The organism is Rhodococcus sp. PBTS 1 (assembly GCF_001620025.1).
Classification (GTDB): Bacteria; Actinomycetota; Actinomycetes; order Mycobacteriales; family Mycobacteriaceae; genus Rhodococcoides; species Rhodococcoides kroppenstedtii.
The window spans coordinates 2,074,125-2,092,888 of sequence record NZ_CP015219.1 but is presented as its reverse complement, the minus strand read 5'-3'; the positions used below and the strand labels follow the sequence as shown (position 1 = coordinate 2,092,888).

Annotated in this window: 20 protein-coding genes; 16 read left to right on the top strand and 4 right to left on the bottom strand. The window is 68.4% G+C overall.

Annotation, left to right across the window (positions count from 1 at the left end):
- Window positions 1–10: 10 nt before the first annotated feature.
- From priA to hisI, 4 genes are read left to right on the top strand one after another with little or no spacing between them, the layout of a single operon-like run.
- On the top strand, window positions 11–757 hold the full coding sequence (priA, locus tag A3Q40_RS09455) for a bifunctional 1-(5-phosphoribosyl)-5-((5-phosphoribosylamino)methylideneamino)imidazole-4-carboxamide isomerase/phosphoribosylanthranilate isomerase PriA (RefSeq protein WP_068101739.1): 747 nt from the start codon (window positions 11–13) through the stop codon (window positions 755–757).
- Entirely contained in the window at window positions 754–1,584 is an 831-nt protein-coding gene (locus A3Q40_RS09450) for an inositol monophosphatase family protein (RefSeq protein WP_068101736.1), read from the top strand. Before priA ends, A3Q40_RS09450 begins: the two co-directional genes overlap by 4 nt.
- Complete coding sequence (hisF, locus tag A3Q40_RS09445) at window positions 1,581–2,354, top strand: imidazole glycerol phosphate synthase subunit HisF (protein WP_068101733.1); 774 nt, start codon at window positions 1,581–1,583, stop codon at window positions 2,352–2,354. Before A3Q40_RS09450 ends, hisF begins: the two co-directional genes overlap by 4 nt.
- Complete coding sequence (gene hisI, locus A3Q40_RS09440; RefSeq protein ID WP_068101730.1) at window positions 2,351–2,707, top strand: phosphoribosyl-AMP cyclohydrolase; 357 nt, start codon at window positions 2,351–2,353, stop codon at window positions 2,705–2,707. Before hisF ends, hisI begins: the two co-directional genes overlap by 4 nt.
- Window positions 2,708–2,723: 16 nt before the next feature.
- Here hisI and A3Q40_RS09435 read toward each other — a convergent pair whose 3' ends face one another.
- Window positions 2,724–3,197 (bottom strand): MarR family winged helix-turn-helix transcriptional regulator, encoded by a 474-nt coding sequence (locus A3Q40_RS09435; protein WP_068105763.1) that lies wholly within the window; start codon window positions 3,195–3,197, stop codon window positions 2,724–2,726.
- A gap of 76 nt (window positions 3,198–3,273) precedes the next feature.
- On the opposite strand from A3Q40_RS09435, the gene A3Q40_RS09430 reads away from it, so the two are divergent.
- The 9 genes from A3Q40_RS09430 to A3Q40_RS09390 all read left to right on the top strand — a co-directional run bounded on the left by A3Q40_RS09430 (window position 3,274) and on the right by A3Q40_RS09390 (window position 12,737).
- A complete protein-coding gene (locus A3Q40_RS09430; protein WP_068101727.1) occupies window positions 3,274–4,818 on the top strand; it encodes an anthranilate synthase component I in 1,545 nt (514 codons plus the stop codon).
- Complete coding sequence (locus A3Q40_RS09425) at window positions 4,815–5,471, top strand: TIGR02234 family membrane protein (protein ID WP_068101724.1); 657 nt, start codon at window positions 4,815–4,817, stop codon at window positions 5,469–5,471. The genes A3Q40_RS09430 and A3Q40_RS09425 overlap by 4 nt, the downstream gene beginning before the upstream one ends.
- A gap of 124 nt (window positions 5,472–5,595) precedes the next feature.
- The gene (gene trpC, locus A3Q40_RS09420; RefSeq protein ID WP_068101721.1) at window positions 5,596–6,405 is read left to right on the top strand and encodes an indole-3-glycerol phosphate synthase TrpC; all 810 of its coding nucleotides are present in this window, start codon (window positions 5,596–5,598) and stop codon (window positions 6,403–6,405) included.
- Between the two features lie 83 nt (window positions 6,406–6,488).
- On the top strand, window positions 6,489–7,727 hold the full coding sequence (gene trpB, locus A3Q40_RS09415; protein WP_371830093.1) for a tryptophan synthase subunit beta: 1,239 nt from the start codon (window positions 6,489–6,491) through the stop codon (window positions 7,725–7,727).
- 23 nt (window positions 7,728–7,750) lie between these two features.
- On the top strand, window positions 7,751–8,557 hold the full coding sequence (trpA, locus tag A3Q40_RS09410; protein ID WP_068105761.1) for a tryptophan synthase subunit alpha: 807 nt from the start codon (window positions 7,751–7,753) through the stop codon (window positions 8,555–8,557).
- Window positions 8,554–9,612 (top strand): prolipoprotein diacylglyceryl transferase, encoded by a 1,059-nt coding sequence (gene lgt / locus A3Q40_RS09405; RefSeq protein WP_068101715.1) that lies wholly within the window; start codon window positions 8,554–8,556, stop codon window positions 9,610–9,612. Before trpA ends, lgt begins: the two co-directional genes overlap by 4 nt.
- Window positions 9,609–10,277 (top strand): TM2 domain-containing protein, encoded by a 669-nt coding sequence (locus tag A3Q40_RS09400; RefSeq protein WP_068101712.1) that lies wholly within the window; start codon window positions 9,609–9,611, stop codon window positions 10,275–10,277. The genes lgt and A3Q40_RS09400 overlap by 4 nt, the downstream gene beginning before the upstream one ends.
- Before the next feature lie 126 nt (window positions 10,278–10,403).
- Window positions 10,404–11,822, top strand: a complete 1,419-nt coding sequence (pyk, locus tag A3Q40_RS09395; RefSeq protein ID WP_068101709.1) for a pyruvate kinase — start codon at window positions 10,404–10,406, stop codon at window positions 11,820–11,822.
- A 45-nt stretch (window positions 11,823–11,867) separates the two neighbouring features.
- Window positions 11,868–12,737: an acyl-CoA thioesterase gene (locus tag A3Q40_RS09390; protein WP_068105759.1), complete on the top strand. Its 870-nt coding sequence runs from the start codon at window positions 11,868–11,870 to the stop codon at window positions 12,735–12,737.
- Here A3Q40_RS09390 and A3Q40_RS09385 read toward each other — a convergent pair.
- Window positions 12,712–12,969, bottom strand: coding sequence for a helix-turn-helix domain-containing protein (locus tag A3Q40_RS09385; protein WP_068101706.1), 258 nt, complete (start codon window positions 12,967–12,969; stop codon window positions 12,712–12,714). The two genes, A3Q40_RS09390 and A3Q40_RS09385, sit on opposite strands and share 26 nt — an antisense overlap.
- A 132-nt stretch (window positions 12,970–13,101) precedes the next feature.
- Here A3Q40_RS09385 and A3Q40_RS09380 point away from each other — a divergent pair, with 132 nt between their 5' ends.
- From A3Q40_RS09380 to A3Q40_RS09370, 3 genes are read left to right on the top strand one after another with little or no spacing between them, the layout of a single operon-like run.
- Entirely contained in the window at window positions 13,102–13,545 is a 444-nt protein-coding gene (locus tag A3Q40_RS09380; protein WP_068101703.1) for a helix-turn-helix domain-containing protein, read from the top strand.
- A gap of 39 nt (window positions 13,546–13,584) precedes the next feature.
- Window positions 13,585–14,031, top strand: coding sequence for an ImmA/IrrE family metallo-endopeptidase (locus A3Q40_RS09375; protein ID WP_235606541.1), 447 nt, complete (start codon window positions 13,585–13,587; stop codon window positions 14,029–14,031).
- Window positions 14,028–14,411 (top strand): hypothetical protein, encoded by a 384-nt coding sequence (locus A3Q40_RS09370; protein WP_068101700.1) that lies wholly within the window; start codon window positions 14,028–14,030, stop codon window positions 14,409–14,411. Before A3Q40_RS09375 ends, A3Q40_RS09370 begins: the two co-directional genes overlap by 4 nt.
- 767 nt (window positions 14,412–15,178) lie before the next feature.
- On the opposite strand, the gene A3Q40_RS09365 is transcribed toward A3Q40_RS09370, so the two are convergent.
- Together A3Q40_RS09365 and A3Q40_RS09360 are read right to left on the bottom strand one after the other, a co-directional pair.
- On the bottom strand, window positions 15,179–15,904 hold the full coding sequence (locus tag A3Q40_RS09365; protein WP_068101697.1) for a M48 family metallopeptidase: 726 nt from the start codon (window positions 15,902–15,904) through the stop codon (window positions 15,179–15,181).
- Entirely contained in the window at window positions 15,891–18,701 is a 2,811-nt protein-coding gene (locus A3Q40_RS09360) for a type I restriction endonuclease subunit R (protein WP_235606540.1), read from the bottom strand. The genes A3Q40_RS09365 and A3Q40_RS09360 overlap by 14 nt, the downstream gene beginning before the upstream one ends.
- Window positions 18,702–18,764 lie beyond the last annotated feature (63 nt).

The following is an 18,764-nucleotide window of genomic DNA, read 5'->3' as shown; positions in this document are numbered from 1 at the left end:
CTTTCCGCACGTGAGCCTGGTACTTCTTCCCGCCGTCGATGTCGCCGACGGACAAGCCGTTCGTCTCGTCCAGGGGGAGGCCGGCAGCGAAACCGCGTACGGCTCACCCCGTGACGCCGCACTCGCGTGGCAGAACGACGGTGCGGACTGGGTCCATCTGGTCGACCTCGACGCCGCCTTCGGGAGAGGCTCGAACCGTGAGCTGCTCGCCGAGGTGGTGGGGGAGCTCGACGTGAAGGTGGAGCTGTCGGGCGGGATTCGTGACGACGAGTCGCTGCGCGCCGCACTCGCCACCGGCTGCGCCCGGGTCAACCTCGGTACCGCCGCCCTGGAGGATCCCGAGTGGTGCCGTCGAGCGATCGGCGAGTACGGCGACCGCGTCGCCGTCGGGCTCGACGTCCGCATCGTCGACGGGCAACACCGGCTGCGCGGACGCGGCTGGGTCAGCGACGGTGGGGATCTTTGGGAGGTGCTCGAACGCCTCGATCGCGACGGGTGCTCGCGCTACGTCGTCACCGACGTCACCCGCGACGGCACGCTCACCGGCCCCAATCTCGAGCTGCTCGAGCAGGTCTGCGCCGCCACCGACGCGCCCGTCATCGCGTCCGGCGGAGTGTCCACCATCGACGACCTGCGCGCCATCGCGACCCTGACGGACCGCGGCGTCGAGGGGTCGATCGTCGGCAAAGCGCTCTACGCCGGGAAGTTCACGCTGCCCGACGCGCTCGCCGCGGTGTCCGGGGGCGCGTCCGCGTGACGTCGCTGGACCTCGACCGGTTGGCGGCCGAGGCGCGGGTGCTGCTCGACGGTGTCCACGACCGCTTCCTGGCCGGGGTCGGCGCGCCCAGTGCCGTCGCCAAGGGGCCGGACGACTTCGCCACCGCCGTGGACCTCGAGCTGGAACGCCGCCTGACGGCCGAGCTCGAGGATCGCACCTCGATCCCGGTACACGGTGAGGAGTTCGGTGGCCCCGATCTGGAGTCCGGTGCCGTATGGGTGCTCGATCCGATCGACGGCACCTTCAACTATTCCTACGGATTACCCACGGCCGGAACGCTTCTCGCTCTGCTCGTCGACGGTCGGCCCGTGGTGGGCCTGACCTGGCTGCCGCTGTCCGGCCATCGTTTCTGGGCGGTCGACGGCGGGCCGGTCCACCGCGGCGACGAGGCGCTGCCCGCGCTGCAGCCGACCACTCTGGGGTCCTCCATGGTGGGATTCGGCGCCTTCAACGCCGACAGTCGCGGGCGCCTGCCCGGCGCGTACCGGCTGCAGATCCTCACCGAGCTCAGCCGGGTGTCCTCGCGCATCCGCATGCACGGCTCGACCGGTCTCGACCTCGCCTTCACCGCCGCGGGAACACTCGGAGCCTCCCTGGTGTTCGGTCACCACGCCTGGGACAACGCCGCCGGCGCGATGCTCGTCCGCGCCGCCGGCGGTGTCGTCACCGACCTCGCCGGCGAGGAGTGGACCATCGCCTCGCGATCGGTCCTCGCCGCCGCCCCCGGTGTCCACGACGAGGTGCTCGACCTCGTGCGGGGTGTCGGCGACCCCGACGATCATCGTTCGAAAGGATCCCGCCCGTGAGCCTCGCCGTGCGCGTCATTCCGTGCCTCGACGTCGACGCCGGTCGTGTGGTCAAGGGCGTCAACTTCGCCGACCTCCGCGACGCCGGCGATCCGGTGGAGTTGGCCGCGAAGTACGACGCCGAGGGTGCCGACGAGTTGACGTTCCTCGACGTCACGGCGTCGTCGGGCGGGCGGGCCACCATGCTCGACGTGGTGACTCGGACCGCCGAGCAGGTCTTCATCCCCCTGACCGTCGGCGGCGGCGTCCGCAGCGTGCAGGACGTCGACGCCCTGCTGCGCGCCGGCGCGGACAAGGTGTCGGTCAACACGGCGGCGATCGCACGCCCGGAGTTGTTGCGCGAGCTCAGTTCTCGCTTCGGCTCGCAGTGCATCGTGCTGTCGGTCGACGCGCGGACGGTGCCGGAGGGCGAGGCGCCGACCCCGTCCGGGTGGGAGGTCACCACCCACGGCGGGCGGCGGGGGACCGGCATCGACGCCGTCGAGTGGGCGCAGCGGGGTGCCGAGCTCGGGGTCGGCGAGATCCTGCTGAACTCCATGGACGCGGACGGCACCAAGGCCGGTTTCGACCTGGCGATGATCCGCGCCGTGCGCGCGGCAGTGTCGGTGCCGGTGATCGCCAGCGGCGGCGCCGGAGCCGTGGAACACTTCGCGCCCGCCGTGCAGGCCGGGGCCGACGCGGTCCTGGCCGCCAGCGTCTTCCACTTCGGGGAGATGACCGTCGGCGACGTCAAGACCGCGATGCGCGGCGAGGGGGTGCCGGTCCGATGAGCACCCCCACTCTGGACCCGGCGATCGCCGCGAAACTCAAGCGCACCGAGGACGGATTGGTCTGCGCCGTCGCGCAGGAGCGCGGCACCGGCGACGTGCTCATGGTGGCGTGGATGGACGACACCGCGCTGGCCATGACCCTGGCCACCCGCAAGGGCACGTACTGGTCACGCTCGCGCGGGGCGTACTGGGTGAAGGGCGAGACCTCGGGCCACACGCAGTACGTGCACGAGGTGCGACTCGACTGCGACGGCGACACCGTGCTGCTCACGGTCGATCAGGAGGGCGGGGCCTGCCACACCGGCGACCACACCTGCTTCGACGCGGACGTGTTGCTGTCCGACGACCGATAGACCCCCGCCGTCGCGCTCAGCGACGGCCGCGCGCGATCCCGGCGTCGAGAGTGTCCAACAACGTGGTGCCGAGCTCGGTCAGGATGCGCACCTGCTCGTCGTCGAGTCCGTCGAAGACCAGGGACTGCACGGTGTCGACGTGCCCCGGCGCCGTGTCGACCACCTTCGCGTAGCCGGCGTCGGTCAGCACGGCCTGCGACCCCCGGACACCCGGCGTCGACTCCCGTCGCGCCCAGCCTGCCTTCTCGAGTTTCGTCATCACGTGCGACAACCGGGAGAGCGAGGCGTTGGCGAAGTCCGCGAGCACCCGCAGTTGCAGTCGGCGATCGGGCGCCTCCGAGAGGGTGGACAGCACGAAGTAGTCGAAGTGCGTCAGCCCCGAGTCCCGTTGCAGCTGGGTGTCGAGCGCGGCCGGCAAGCGGGTGGTGAACGCCACCAGGACCCGCCACGCCGTCTGCTGTTCGGCGGTCAGCCACCGCTTCTCTGCCATGCCGGTCAGTCTCGCACCGGCGCGAACGCCCGGGTGCCGTGGCACCCGGAACGCCGCCACCCGGGACAATGACCGCATGTCCGTCACGACCGACCCCGTCGATGCCGCCACCACCTCGCGCGAGGTCTTCCGGCGCTTGGCCGCCGAGCACCGCGTCGTCCCCGTCACGCGAAAGGTGCTCGCCGACTCGGAGACTCCGCTGTCGGCCTACCGCAAGCTCGGGGCGGACCGACCGGGGACGTTCCTCCTCGAGTCCGCCGAGAACGGACGGTCCTGGTCGCGATGGTCCTTCATCGGCGCGGGCAGCCCGTCGGCGCTGACGGTGCGCGACGGCGAAGCGGTCTGGATGGGCGAGGTGCCCTCGGGTGCGCCGTCCGGTGGGCATCCCCTCGACGCGCTCGGGGCGACGCTGGAACTGCTGCGCAGCGAACGTCTCGCCGATCTGCCGCCGCTGACCGGGGGCATGGTCGGCTACCTCGGGTACGACGCCGTGCGGTACATCGAACGGCTCCCCGAGACCACCGAGGACGATCTGCAGATCCCCGAGATGGTGATGCTGCTGGCCACCGACCTCGCGGCCGTGGACCACCACGAAGGGGCGATCACGCTCATCGCGAACGCGGTGAACTGGAACGGCACCGACGAGCGGGTCGACGAGGCGTACGACGACGCCGTCGCCCGGCTCGACCGGATGACCGCGGCGCTGTCGGCTCCCGCGGAGTCGACGGTGGCCGGGTTCTCCCGCCCCACTCCCGTCTACCGCCGCCAGCGCACGTCCGAGGGATTCGGCGCCGACGTCGAACGCCTGGTGTCGGAGATCGAGGCGGGCGAGGCATTCCAGGTTGTGCTCTCGCAGCGCTTCGAGATGGACACCGAGGCTGCGCCGATCGACGTCTATCGCATGCTGCGCGCGTCGAACCCGAGCCCGTACATGTATCTGATGCACGTACCGGCGCCCGACGGGTCCACCGCGTTCTCCATCGTCGGGTCCAGTCCGGAATCGCTGGTCACCGTCGCGGACGGGGTGGCGACGACGCACCCGATCGCGGGCACCCGGTGGCGCGGGTCGAGCGAGGAGGACGACCTCCTGCTCGAGAAGGATCTGCTGGCGGACGCGAAGGAGAACTCCGAGCACCTCATGCTGGTCGATCTCGGCCGCAACGATCTCGGCCGCGTCTGCGAGCCCGGCACCGTGAAGGTCACCGACTACCGGCACGTCGAGCGGTACAGCCACGTCATGCACCTGGTCTCCACGGTCACCGGCCGGTTGGACGACGGGCGTCATGCGCTCGACGCCGTCCGCGCGTGCTTCCCGGCCGGCACGCTGTCCGGCGCACCGAAGGTGCGCGCGATGGAGCTGATCGACGAACTCGAGCCGACCCGACGCGGTGTCTACGGCGGCATCGTCGGCTACCTCGATTTCGCCGGCGACGCCGACACGGCGATCTGCATCCGCTCGGCGCTGATGAAGGACGGCACGGCGTTCGTCCAGGCGGGCGCGGGCGTGGTGGCCGATTCCGTGGCGGAGTACGAGGACACCGAGGCGCGCAACAAGGCGATGGCCGTCCTGGGCGCCGTCGCGGCCGCGGAGACGGTGCGTCGATACGGGGACGACCGATGAGCACGTCGGCACGCCGGTCGCTCGCGGTGGCGGTCCTACTGTTCGCGCTCGGTGCGGCCGCGTTGTGGGCGTCCTCGCGTGCCACGTGGGTGCGGGTGGTCAGCTCGGACGGCCTGGGCGAACCCCGCGTGGACTCGCTGCTGGGTGCGACCTGGGCGGCCGCGACGACGCCGTTGGCGCTGGTGCTGATCGCCGCGATCGCCGCGACCTTCGCGGTACGGGGACGGTGGACGCTGGTGGTGGCCGCCGTGGTGGTGCTCGTCGCCGTCGCGGCCGCCGTTCCGGCGGTGACCCTGCTCGTGACGACGGTCGACCTCGGCCGAGCGGCGGCGCTCGCGGAACTGCCGGACCGTGCCGAGGTGCTCTCGGCGGACGCGTCCCGGTGGCCCGCCGCGCTGGCCGCGCTGGGCTCGGTGCTGGCGCTCGTCGGTGCGGTGACCATCGCGCGGGCGGCCGGATCGACGCGCGGACTGTCCTCGCGGTACGACGCGCCGGCGGTGCGCCGGGAACGGGCCGGCAACGCGACCGCGGCAGGGGAGCGCTCCGGGAGCCCGGGGGACACGGGAGACGTCTCCGAGCGCGCGCTCTGGGACGCGCTCGACGCCGGTCGGGACCCGACCGCGCCGGACGCGACCGGGCCCGACCACACCTGACGAGAGACGATCCGGACCACCCGGACACCCAGTGGCCGTGGCCGTTCCGGGGGCCTCTAGGCTCTGAGCGTGGATGAGCCACACCTCACATCCACGCACCTGGCGAAAGGACGCGGGGGACACGATGACCGTTCTCGACTCGATCCTCGACGGCGTTCGCGCCGACGCGGCGGCCCGTGAGGCAGTCGTCGATTTCGCCAGCGTGAAGAAGGCCGCCGCCGCCGCGCGGCCGCCGTTGGACGCCGCCGCCGCCCTGGCCGAGGACGGCATCGCCGTCATCGCCGAGGTCAAGCGCGCCAGCCCGTCCAAGGGTGCGCTCGCCGACATTCCGGACCCGGCGGTGCTCGCCGGGGCGTACGAGGAGGGCGGCGCTCGGGTCATCAGCGTGCTCACCGAGGAACGGCGGTTCCGTGGCTCGCTCGCCGATCTCGACGCGGTCCGTCGCGCCGTGGACATCCCCGTGCTGCGCAAGGACTTCATCGTCGGCCCGTACCAGATCCACGAGGCGCGGGCGCACGGCGCGGACATGATTCTGCTGATCGTCGCGGCGCTCGAACAGGACGCGTTGGTCTCGCTGCTCGATCGCACCGAGTCGCTTGGGATGACGCCGCTCGTCGAGGTGCACACCGAGGAGGAGGCGGACCGGGCACTCGAGGCCGGCGCCACCGTCATCGGAGTCAACGCCCGCAATCTCAAGACGCTCGAGGTCGATCAGGACACGTTCGCGCGCATCGCGCCGGGGCTGCCGTCCAACATCGTCCGCGTCGCCGAGTCCGGGGTGAAGGGGACCGCGGACCTCCTGGCGTACGCGGGCGCGGGTGCCGACGCCGTGCTCGTCGGCGAGGGCCTGGTCACCAGCGGGGATCCCCGGACCGCGGTGCGTGACCTGGTGGCCGCGGGGACGCATCCGTCCTGCCCCAAGCCTCGCCGCTGACCTCACCCGACTCGTCGGGTGGGCGCGCCATCGGGCAGACTCGTGGAGTGACTATCTCTGCGCCCGGGCGGAACCCGCTCCCCGTGTCCAGCGACGGGTTGACCGATCGCACGACTCACGATCCGGACCTCGGCGGCCACTTCGGCAAGTACGGCGGCCGGTACGTCCCCGAGGCTCTGATGGGTGTGATCGACGAGGTCACCACCGAGTACACGAAGGCTCGCGCGGACCGTGACTTCCTCGCCGAACTGGACCGCCTGCAGCGGGACTACACCGGCCGACCGTCCCCGATCTTCGAGGCCCGCGGCCTCGCCGCGCACGCCGGGGGCGCCCGGATCCTGCTCAAGCGGGAGGACCTGAACCACACCGGGTCGCACAAGATCAACAACGTGCTGGGCCAGGTCCTGCTGGCCAAGCGCATGGGCAAGACGCGTGTCATCGCCGAGACCGGCGCCGGGCAGCACGGCGTCGCCACGGCCACCGCGTGCGCACTGCTCGGTCTCGAGTGCGTCGTCTACATGGGCGAGGTCGACACCGAGCGGCAGGCCCTCAACGTCGCTCGCATGAAGCTGCTCGGGTCGGACGTCGTCGCGGTCACCAGCGGCTCCCGCACCCTGAAGGACGCGATCAACGAGGCGCTGCGCGACTGGGTCACCAACGCCGACGGCACCTACTACTGCTTCGGCACCGTCGCCGGCCCGCACCCGTTCCCGATGATGGTCCGCGATTTCCAGCGCATCATCGGCCTCGAGGCGCGCGCGCAGGTGCTGAACACCCTCGGTCGGCTGCCCGACGCCGTCGCCGCCTGTGTCGGCGGAGGGTCCAACGCCATCGGCATCTTCCACGCCTTCATCGACGATCCGGGTGTTCGACTGGTGGGCCTGGAGGCGGCCGGCGACGGTGTCGAGACCGGCCGACACGCCGCAACGATCGGCGCCGGTTCGCCCGGTGCGCTGCACGGTGCGTTCTCCTACCTCCTGCAGGACGAGGACGGTCAGACGGTCGAATCGCATTCGATCTCCGCTGGATTGGACTACCCGGGCGTCGGCCCCGAGCACTCTTACCTCAACGACATCGGCCGCGCCGAGTACCGTCCGGTCACCGACGCCGAGGCCATGGACGCCTTCCGTCTGCTCAGTCGCACCGAGGGCATCATCCCGGCCATCGAGTCCGCCCACGCGGTCGCGGGAGCGCTGGTCCTCGGACGCGAGCTCGGCGAAGGTGCGGTGATTCTGATCAACCTCTCCGGTCGTGGTGACAAGGACGTCGACACCGCCGCCACCTACTTCGGCATCCTGGACGAGAAGGGCAACATCCGGTGAGCGAGACTCCCACTCCCATTCCGGTGCACGCGGGCCCGGCTCGGCTGGACCGCGTCTTCGAGACCACGCGCGGAGAGGGCCGGGCGGCGTTGGTCGGCTATCTGCCCGCCGGGTTCCCGACGGTGGCCGGGTCCGTGGACGCGGTCCGCGCGCTCGTCGAGTCCGGCTGCGACATCGTCGAGGTCGGGGTGCCCTACTCCGATCCGGTGATGGACGGCCCCACCATCGCCGCCGCGGCGGGCACCGCCTTGACCAACGGTGCGCGCGTGCGCGACGTCTTCACCGTCGTCGAGGCCGTCGCGGAGGCCGGGGGCGCCGCCGTCGTCATGACCTACTGGAACCCGGTCATGAAGTACGGCGTGGACCGCTTCGCCGCCGATCTCGCGTCGGCCGGTGGCCTCGGCATGATCACGCCCGATCTCATTCCCGACGAGGCGGGGGACTGGCTGCAGGCGTCCGACGACCATCACCTCGACCGCATTTTCCTCGTCGCGCCGTCGTCCACCGAGGAGCGCCTCTCGCGGACCGTGCAGTCGTCGTCCGGCTTCGTGTACGCCGCGTCGACCATGGGTGTGACCGGTGCCCGCGACGCCGTCTCGTCGGCTGCGCCGGAGCTCGCCGCTCGCATTCGCGTGCACTCCGACATCCCGATCGGCATCGGTCTCGGCGTGCGGTCCGGTGAGCAGGCCGCGGAGATCGCCGCCTACGCGGACGCCGTGATCGTGGGATCCGCTCTGGTCTCGGCCGTGGACGAGGGGTCGGGAGCCGTGGCGTCGCTGACCGAGGAACTCGCCCGCGGCGTGCGCTCGGCAGCGGAGTCCGGTCGATGACCGCGGCGTCGTTCCCCGTCGCGGGCGCTCCACTCGGGACCACCTCGCTGCTCGCGTACATTCCCAGTCCGCCCCAGGGCGTCTGGTACGTCGGGCCGTTGGCGCTGCGCGCCTACGCCCTGTTCATCATCATCGGCATCGTCGTCGCCATCGTGTGGGGCGATCGCCGGTGGGTGGCCCGCGGAGGCGACAAGGGCACGGTGCTCGACGTCGCCGTCTGGGCGGTGCCCTTCGGCCTGATCGGCGGCCGGCTCTACCACGTGATCACCGACGCGCCGACGTACTTCGGCGAGGGCGGCAACCCGGTCGACGCCCTCAAGATCTGGCAGGGCGGCCTCGGTATCTGGGGTGCGGTGTTGCTGGGCGGAATCGGCGCGTGGATCGCCTGCCGTCGTCGCGGCATCCCGCTGCCCGCCTTCGGGGACGCCGTCGCGCCGCCGATCCTGCTGGCTCAGGCCATCGGCCGCATCGGCAACTACTTCAACCAGGAGCTCTACGGCCGGGAGACCACCCTGCCGTGGGGCCTCGAGATCTACCAGCGGGTCGACGCGAACGGTCGCGTGGATTCCCTCGCCGGGGTCTCGACCGGTCTGGTCGAGCGGGTCGTCCACCCGACGTTCCTCTACGAGCTGCTGTGGAACGTCGTCGTGGTGGTCCTGCTGGTGATCGTGGACCGCCGGTTCCGCCTCGGTCACGGACGCGTGTTCGCCCTGTACGTCGCGGGGTACTGCGCGGGCCGGTTCGTCATCGAGTTGATGCGCACCGACTACGCCACGCTGATCGGCGGTATCCGGGTGAACTCCTTCACCTCGGGCATCGTGTTCCTGCTCGCCGCCGCGTACGTGGTGCTCGCCCGCAAGGGGCGCGAGGACCCGGCGACGTTGGCGACGACGGACCGCACCCGGGTCGAGCCCGAGGACACGGACACCGGCGGGGACGAGACCGGGTCCGACGGCACCGTGACCGCCGGTGCGCCGCCGGAGTCGTCGGCCGAGCAGAAGGCGGGCCCGCAGAAGTCCGGTCAGCAGGAATCGAGCACACAGGAGCCGTCGTGACCGAGCCCTACGACCGCTATCGGCCGGACGAGACACAGGACACCCAGCACTACCGTCCGAACCTGCAGAAGGGGGCCGACGGCTCCGCGTCCGACGCCCCGGCGGGGTCGGGATCGTGGGGCGACACGAGCGGCGATTCGGGGACGTACCCGTCCTACCCGCCGCTGCCCGAGTACGGCGTCTCCCAGCAGGAATCCCCTCAGCAGGAATCCCCTCAGCAGGAATTTCCGCAGCAGGGGTTTCCGCAGTACGGGACCCAGCAGTACGGACAGCCCAACCCGTACGCCTCGAACCCGTACGCCTCGAACCCCTACGCTCCGCCACCGTTCGGCGGGTGGGTCGACCCGTCGGCCCCGTACGGCCGTCACCAGCAGACCGGTGAGCCGTACGGCGAGAAGTCGAAGGTGGTGGCGGGCCTGCTGCAGCTCGTGCCCCTGGTGTTCGCGCTGCCGCTCGGTATCGGACGGTTCTACATGGGGACCAACGCCATCGCGATCGCGCAGCTGTCGGTGTTCGTGGTCGGCGTCCTGCTGTGCCTGACGATCATCGGCATCGTGTTCGGTCTTCCGCTGCTCGTCATCGGGTGGTTGTGGTGCTTGGTCGACGGCATCGTCGTCCTGGCGGGGACGCCGCGTGACGGCGCCGGGCGGCTGTTGCGGCCCTGATCGCCGGCGATTGCCCCAACCGCACACGGCGGGCGGATGAACTACTGGTCGGTAGCCTCGTTTGTCAAGACATACCCGCCGTGCGGCGATGGAGAACCGGGTCCCGGTAGGGCTAGGCTGAGGCGTGTGAGCCGACGGACGAAGATCGTATGCACCCTGGGACCAGCCACCGCGAGCGACGAGAAGATCAAGGATCTCGTCGAGAGCGGAATGGACGTGGCCCGCCTGAACTTCAGCCACGGTGAGCACGCCGACCACGAGGCGAACTACCAGCGCGTGCGCGCCGCGTCCAACGCCACCGGCAAGGCCGTCGGCATTCTTGCCGACCTGCAGGGCCCGAAGATCCGCCTGGGACGGTTCGCCGAGGGGCGTACCACGTGGGCCAACGGCGAGCAGGTGCGCATCACGGTCGAGGAGTGCGAGGGTTCGCACGATCGTGTGTCGACCACCTACAAGGAATTGGCGCAGGACGCGCAGCCCGGTGACCGCCTGCTGGTCGACGACGGCAAGGTCGGGCTCGTCGTGACCGGCGTCGAGGGCAACGACGTGGTCTGCCGCGTGGTCGAGGGCGGCCCCGTCAGCAACAACAAGGGCGTGTCCCTGCCCGGTATGAACGTGTCGGTGCCGGCGCTGTCGGAGAAGGACATCGCCGACCTCGAGTTCGCCCTCGAACTCGGTGTCGACTTCATCGCGCTGTCCTTCGTGCGGTCGCCCGCGGATGTCGAGCTGGTCCACGAGGTCATGGACCGCGTCGGTCGCCGGGTGCCGGTGATCGCGAAGCTCGAGAAGCCGGAGGCCGTCGACAACCTCGAGGCCATCGTGCTCGCCTTCGACGCCGTCATGGTCGCCCGCGGTGACCTCGGCGTGGAGTTGCCGCTCGAGCAGGTGCCGCTGGTGCAGAAGCGCGCCATCCAGATCGCGCGCGCCAACGCGAAGCCGGTCATCGTCGCCACCCAGATGCTCGAGTCGATGATCGAGAATTCCCGGCCCACGCGTGCCGAGGCCTCGGACGTCGCCAACGCCGTGCTCGACGGCACCGACGCCGTGATGCTGTCCGGCGAGACGTCGGTGGGCAAGTTCGTCATGGAGACGGTGCGGACCATGGCACGCATCGTCGAGACCGTCGAGATGGAGGGCGACGCGGTTCCGCAGTTGTCCCACATTCCGCGCACCAAGCGCGGCGTCATCTCCTACGCGGCGCGCGACATCGGCGAGCGCCTCGACGCCCGGGCGCTGGTGGCGTTCACGCAGTCCGGCGACACGGTCCGCCGCATGGCGCGCCTGCACTCGCGACTGCCGCTGCTGGCGTTCACCTCGATCCCGGAGGTGCGGAGTCAGTTGGCTCTGACGTGGGGCACGGAGACCTTCCTGGTGCCGTTCGTCGAGACCACCGACGGCATGGTCGTCGAGGTCGACAAGGCCCTGCTCCAACTCGATCGGTACAACCGCGGTGACCAGGTGGTCATCGTCGCCGGGGCGCCCCCCGGCACGGTAGGCTCCACCAACTTGATCCACGTGCATCGAATCGGAGAAGAGGACCGCTGAGTGGTCGACCGGGGGGAGACGGCAGGCGGTGGGGACCGCACTGCCGTGCAGGATCGTTCGCGTGATCTGAGCGTTCTGCTCGACATTCTGGACTTGAGGCAGACCGGCGAGGACACGTTCGTCGGTCGCCATCCGGCGGAAGTGGGCAGTCGGACGTTCGGCGGTCAGCTGATCGGGCAGGCGTTGGTGGCCGCCGGTCGCACCGTCGACGGCCGGCGGCCCGTCCACGCGATCAACGCGCACTTCATCCGCGGCGGAGATGTCAAGCGCGACATCGAGTATCGCGTGGATCGCCACCGGGACGGTCGCGCGTTCGCCAACCGGCAGGTGACGGCCCTGCAGGGGGACGAGGAGTTGTTCGTCATGCTGGCCGCGTTCCAGGATTCGCGCGGCGGCCTCGAGCACAGCGTGAGTGTCCCGGAGGTCGCGTATCCGGAAGAACTGCCGCCGCTCGGCAACCATTTCGACGGGTACGAGGATCGGCTGCAGATGTTCGTCGAGGCGCTCAAGCCCATCGACATGCGCTACGCCAACGATCCGGCCTGGATCATGAAGGGCACGGGCGAACGCCTCAACCACAACCGTGTCTGGATGAAGGCCGACGGGCCGCTCCCGGAGGACCCGACGCTGCACGTCGCGACGCTCGGGTACGCGTCCGACACCACCGTGCTGGACTCCATCATCACCACGCACGGGTTGTCGTGGGGTTTCGATCGCATCGTCGCCGCGACGGTCAACCATTCCATCTGGTTCCACCGCCCGTTCCGCTTCGACGACTGGCTGCTGTACGCCACGGAATCCCCCGTCGCGGCGGGATCCCGTGGCCTCGCCACCGGTCGGTTCTTCTCGCGCAACGGCGATCTGGTCGCGACGGTGGTTCAGGAAGGGCTCATCCGCCACTTCCCGTCGCGCTGACCCGCTCGTCCCCCGAATCGACGACCACGAAGACCTCGCCGAACGCGTCCGACCCGAACTCGGTCAGGACGCCGGCGATGAACTTGGTGCCGGGCGCGCACTTACCGCTGAGAATGCGCGACACGGTGGCGGGATCGACCCCGATACGGGCGGCGAGTTCGCCGTCCGTGGTGATGTCCGCGTAGCGACGCAGACGTTCCAGACCTGCTCTGTCCAGCTTGACGACAGCCATCGACAATCCCCCCGAGTCATCGATCGTGCCGCAGGTGTTGCGGACACGACAGGGAAGGTACACACGCAATAGCAGCCCGGCAATCCGCGACACTCCGAGAGGAGTTGCGTCCGTGTCAGTAGTGTTCGCGCCATGGTGGAGACGTCCGGGGGTGGGGAGACGTGGTGGGAGTACCTGAACCGCGTCACCGACAAGGCATCACAGGTGGAGATCGCGCGGGCCGCAGGGGTGGATCCGGCATCGGTCTCGCGCTGGAAACTGGGAAAGAACACGCCGAGCGCGGACCGCGTGATCGCGGTGGCGCGGCACTTCGGTCGCAATCCGGTCGAAGCGCTCGTCGTGGCCGGGTATCTCGAGGCCGGTGAGGTCGACGCGACGATCGAGTTGGCGGCCAGCGCGTCCGCGCTGAGCGACGACGAACTGCTCACGGCCATCGGCCGTCGTCTCGCGCGCGCCGCGGCGAGCGGTCACGAGGCCCCGCGGGACGATGCGCTCCGGGACGACGATGCGCTCCGGGACGACGATGCGCCGCCGCCCGTGAGCGAACTGCACGCCGCACGTCGCGCGGGGAGCTGACGGGATCACGCTGTCGGACCGTCCCGGCACACTCGCGTCGTGCAGCCCTACGACCCGTGGCGCGAGATCGCCGACGACCCGACAGTGCAGGTCGTGACCAGACATGCGCTGGCGGCGGGGTTGGACGGCGCGCTGGTCGGCCGGCGAATCTGGCTCCATCGTTGGCTGGGGCAGGCCGGCCGCCGCGCCACGCTCGCGCACGAGCTGGTTCATCTGGAGCGAGGACGTCCCGTCGGTGATGCTCGCGGTCGGCGCCGTGAGGAACGCGTGGTCGAGCAGATCGCGGCGCGGCGGTTGGTGTCGCTCGACGCGCTGGTCGACGCCGTTCGGTGGTGCGGCACCGAATCCCTGGCGGAACTCGCCGAGCACCTCTGGGTGGACGTGACCGCCGTGCGAGCACGATTGACCGCCCTGACGGAGCTCGAACGGCGGGTCGTCGAGGCGGCGATCGAGGCGAACGCCGAGAACGAAAGTGACGCACCATGATCGTGACCGGGGCCTTCCTGGCCGACTACGCCCGTCGGGCGGACGACAAGCTCGACGTGCTCGGCGCGGTCTGGGACTGGTGCGTGCTGCCGGATCTGACGCACAGCCTGGAGGCGTACCTGGTGGTGCTCCTGCAGCGAGGGCCCGACGACCTCGGGGTGCCGGGCGAGATGCGCGTATCGGTGTCGGACACCGTGAGCGACGAGCCGGTGCACACCGCCGTGCTGCCGGTCTCCGGGACTCTCGACGGCGAGCAGCAGGCCGTGGCGTTCCCGATTGCGTTGCGCTGCCGAACAACCGGACGCCACGTGATTCGGATCGCGATGCGTGAGGGCGATCCGGGGTTCACGTTCTCACTGGACGTGCGGACGCTTCGATGACGGTGGACGGTGGTGCCCTCAGTGAGACTTGAGCTAGGCCTCGGCGGGACGGATGCGGAGACCTGCATTGGCGATTCTTCACGCCCGGTTGGCATGAGAACCACAAAATCCGCCGATACGCTCCACGTACCGCCTTGGCTGGGCGACCATGTGTACGTGAATCCAGACATCCACCTCCGAATCCGCCTCGACGGTGTCGAGGTAGGGGTACTCGAGGGCAGAGGAGGCGGTGGGTCCTTTCATGGAGAGGTCGCACTCGCCAGCGGACTGGACCAGTTTCCAGGCAGCCAGGGCGGTCGGTCCCGCGCTATCGACGTTTCGTACCCGCCCGGCTCGGACCCTTTCACCGTGATAAGCCTTGTACTGGACCAGTGGCGTGCGCAAGCATCGCACTTTCGAGGGTGGCCACTCTGAAGGCTCGGTGATGCCGGTCAGCCCGACCTCGTTGGGCGGCTGTGCGGTGAGGTGGGCTTCGACGGGGTTGTCGTGCGCCGGCAGGGCTGCTCGTGCTGAGACCTCGATTCTGCATCCGCGAAGAAGCGCTGGCTGGAGCACGGAGATAAGCAGGGGTGACGCGGGCAGCGTTGATGAGGCGTGCGTCGTCTCATCGTGTTGCGTGACGGGGTCCTGCTGCCGATGTATGAGGCCTGGGCAGTTGTCCGAAAACCCAGCAGGTTGCTGTGACGGGCACTCCGTCAGCAGCGAGGTCAAGGGCCAGCGCGAACCCCTGTATTGGTTGACGTCCCGGGCCTGGGTGTCAGCCGCAACTACGTTGTCCATTCCTCAGGTCCGAGCGGTGCCGCATTGAGCTGATCTCGTCGGCTACGCCAATCCGGTAAATGTCGATCCATCAGGCTCGTGAATCGCTCGCCGTGGTTGCGCTCGAAGTAGTGCACCATCTCGTGAACGATGATGTACTCCAGGCAGTCCGGGTGTTTCTTGGCGAGTTCGACGTTGAACCAGATGTGCCGCGTCTCGCGGTTACAGGAGCCCCACTTGGTCTTCATGCGACGGATCGTCCACTTGGGCACGGTTACGTCGAGTACCTGTTCCCACCTACTGACGAGACCAGGAACTGCCTGGCGGAGCTGGTTGCGGTACCACTGGTCGAGAAGGGTGCGCCGCTTCTCAGCAGTAGTCTCGGAGGGCACGTAGAGCAGCAGCCGGTCGCCGTCCGTCTCGAAGTGCGCCCGACCTAGCCTCTCGACGACCTTGAGTCGACGACGAACACCCCAAACGTAGTGCGACTCGCCGGTCACCATCTCGCGCTCGGACTGACGCTCGGCCGCACGCAGCTTGTCGCGCTGCCGCTTGATCCACGGCAGACGTTGGATCACGGCCAGGCGCACCTGATCGTTGTCGAGTCGGTTGGGTGCGGCCACGCGCACGCGACCTAGCGGCGGATAGACGCCGATGTGGAGATTCTTGATGTCCTTGTAGATGACGTCGATGTCGATGCCTCGAATGGTGAGGTTGGCATTAGCGGTACTCATCGCGCGCCTTCACCAGTTCGAACAGTTCGTCGAGTCGGTCGAAGCCGTCGGGAAGCGTGCGGCTGATCGCCCGCTTGACGACCTTCTCCTTCATCGTGTTGCCCACCCAGTCGTGCGGCTTGCTCGTCAGGATCGCGGTGTCTACCTGGATCGGCGTTGCCGGATCGGGCCAGCCGAAGTCGATCAGCGCGCGGCGGGCGCCGTTGTCCGCCCAGTCGGGATACTCCGTGTCCGACTCTTTGGCACCGAGCTGCTTCGCGGCGTCGAGGAGCTTGGCCAGGTATTCCTGGTAGTCGATAGCCTGCTGGCGGCGCTGTTCGATGATGGCGTCGAGGAGTTCGCTCATCTTGTCGTAGTACTTCGGGTTCAGCGCGTGCTCGTCGATGATCACTTTGCGCATGTTGTTGGTGATCGTCTCGGCGACTGCTTCGGGGTCCTTTTTGATTCCGGCAGGCAGCTTGTCGATCGCCCCGGCACCGAGTTTGACGACCAGGTCGATCAAGCCCGTGTCTTCGAAGTTGGAGACGACTTCGGACGCGCCGGCCTGGATATAGGTGTCGAGTAGGAACCGCATGCCGGCTTCGTACTGCTTGAAGTCGACGTCCTCACCCGCGCCGAGCTTCACCTCAGCACGCACGTCAACGTAGTGCGCAATCTCGGACTTGATCGCCTCGGCGTCGGCTTGGCTGTAACCGGCGGCGGTCATGTCGGTGGCCAGGTTGGCGTAGGCGCGGGTGACGGCCGCGACCACTTTGTATAGCTCGACGCGCTTGGGCTCGTTGGCCTTGAGCTGTTCGGCGTTGCCCTGCTCCACTGCACAGAAGTATTGCTGGTACTGCAGTGTGTTCTTTGGTGGTGCAACGGGTTCGACGAGGGCGCGGATGCGCTCTAGGGCTTCGTCGAGGTTCTCGCGGGCCTTCTCGATGCGGTCGGAGAGCAGTCCCTCGATGTCCTTCTTCTCGTAGCCGTCGAGTGCGCCGGAGGTGTAGTCGTCGACTGCGTTCTCGATGGAATTGAACAGGTCCTGGTAGTCGACGATGTAGCCGTAGTCCTTGTCGTCGCCATCGAGGCGGTTGACGCGGCAGATGGCCTGGAAGAGGCCGTGGTCGCGCATCTTCTTGTCGATGTAGAGGTACGTGGCCGAAGGCGCGTCGAAGCCGGTCAGTAGCTTGTCGACCACGATCAGCAGCCGCATCTGGCCGGGGTTCTCGATGAACTGGCGTTTGACGGCTTGCTCGAATTCCTCGACCTTGTTCACGGCTGTGTCTTCGGGTTCGTCGAAGTAGTCGGCCAGCATCTTGCGGTAGATGTCGTACTGGCGGATCTTCTCGGTCTTGCCTGCGCCGGAGTCTTCCTTGGCGATGTCGCTGGCGTTCGGGGTGTAGCTGGTGACGATGGCGCACTTGCCCTTGAAGCCGGCCGCGACGAACATCTCGTAGAACTTGCAGGCCTGGTAGATACTGGAGCCGACGAGCATGGCGTTGCCGCGCCCGTCCATCAGACGGGGCTTGGTCTCCATGTCGAGCAGGATGTCGTTGACGATCTGCTTGGCGCGCGGCTCGCTGGAGACGACTTTCTGCATGGTGCCCCAGCGCTTCTTGAGTTCGGCCTTGCTGAGGTCGGTCATGCCCTTGGTTTTGACCTCGAACCACTTGTCGACCTGCGCCGGGCTGGTCAGCTCCTGGTCGATGTTGCGGGCCTCGTACTGCAGGTCGAGCACCACGCCGTCAGCGACGGCTTCGTCGAACTTGTAGGTGTGGATGAACGAGCCGAAGGTTTCGATGCTGGTGGCCTTGTCGGCCTTGAGCAGCGGGGTGCCGGTGAAGCCGATGAACATGGCCTCGGGCAGCAGCGCTTTCATGGCGGTGTGCATCTTGCCGGACTGGGTGCGGTGGGCTTCGTCGACGAAGACGAAGCTGTTGCCCTTAGCCTTGAAGTCTTTCGGAATCGTGGCGTGCAGTTCTTTGATGAACTCGGCAGTCGCCTCATCGTCCTCGTTGTCGCTATCGGCAGCGCGGAACTTGTGCACCAGTGAGCAGATCAGCCACTGTTCGCTGGCGTTGAGCGTGCTGATCAGGTCGACACCACTCTTAGTGCGGTAGATCTGCTCGTTGACGCCGTTGAAGACCTTCTCGATCTGGTCGTCGAGTTCGGTGCGGTCGGTGATCAGCAGTACCCTGGCGACGGGCTGGTTCTCGCGAATCCACTTAGCGAGCCACACCATTGTCAGGGACTTGCCTGATCCTTGCGTGTGCCAGATGATGCCGCCCTCGCGCTTGGCGATGCGGTCCTGTGCGGCTTTGACGCCGAAGTATTGGTTGTGACGTGGGCCCTTCTTGACGCCCGCGTCGAAGACGACGAAGTTGTGAACCAGTTCCAGCAGGCGCGGTTTGCTACACATTTGCAGCAACGCCCGGTCGAGCGGGTCAGCGACGTCGGAAGGTTCTTTCCACTCCAGCCAGTACTTCTCCGGTGTGTCGATGACGCCGTAGCGCAGTCCTTCGACGTCGTTGCCGGCGAAGACGAACTGCACGGTCGAGAAGAACGACCGGATGAACTCCGGCTTCTGGTTGCCGATGGTCTGCCGGATGCCTTCGGATACAGCGACTTTGGAGCGCTTGAGTTCCAGCGTGGCGAGCGCCAAGCCGTTGACATAGAGCACCACGTCCGGGCGCTTGGTGTGCTGGCCTGTGACGGTAACTTCCTCGACCACCACGAAGTGGTTGGCATCGGCGTTCTTCCAGTCGATCAGCCAGACGGTCTGGGTCTGTTCGCCGACACCAGGGCGGACCTTCACACCGTAACGCAGCAGTCCGTAGACGTCCTTGTTCGCCTTGAACCGTCCTGGTCCTGATGGAGA

Bases quoted from the DNA above. Each gene is read 5' to 3' on its own strand.
- A3Q40_RS09435 (WP_068105763.1), bottom strand. From the start codon at position 3,197: ATGGCAGAGAAGCGGTGGCTGACCGCCGAACAGCAGACGGCGTGGCGG.
- A3Q40_RS09380 (WP_068101703.1), top strand. From the start codon at position 13,102: ATGGTGGAGACGTCCGGGGGTGGGGAGACGTGGTGGGAGTACCTGAAC.
- A3Q40_RS09385 (WP_068101706.1), bottom strand. From the start codon at position 12,969: ATGGCTGTCGTCAAGCTGGACAGAGCAGGTCTGGAACGTCTGCGTCGC.
- trpC (WP_068101721.1), top strand. From the start codon at position 5,596: ATGACCGTTCTCGACTCGATCCTCGACGGCGTTCGCGCCGACGCGGCG.
- lgt (WP_068101715.1), top strand. From the start codon at position 8,554: ATGACCGCGGCGTCGTTCCCCGTCGCGGGCGCTCCACTCGGGACCACC.
- A3Q40_RS09365 (WP_068101697.1), bottom strand. From the start codon at position 15,904: ATGAGTACCGCTAATGCCAACCTCACCATTCGAGGCATCGACATCGAC.
- hisI (WP_068101730.1), top strand. From the start codon at position 2,351: ATGAGCACCCCCACTCTGGACCCGGCGATCGCCGCGAAACTCAAGCGC.
- A3Q40_RS09430 (WP_068101727.1), top strand. From the start codon at position 3,274: ATGTCCGTCACGACCGACCCCGTCGATGCCGCCACCACCTCGCGCGAG.
- A3Q40_RS09425 (WP_068101724.1), top strand. From the start codon at position 4,815: ATGAGCACGTCGGCACGCCGGTCGCTCGCGGTGGCGGTCCTACTGTTC.
- A3Q40_RS09370 (WP_068101700.1), top strand. From the start codon at position 14,028: ATGATCGTGACCGGGGCCTTCCTGGCCGACTACGCCCGTCGGGCGGAC.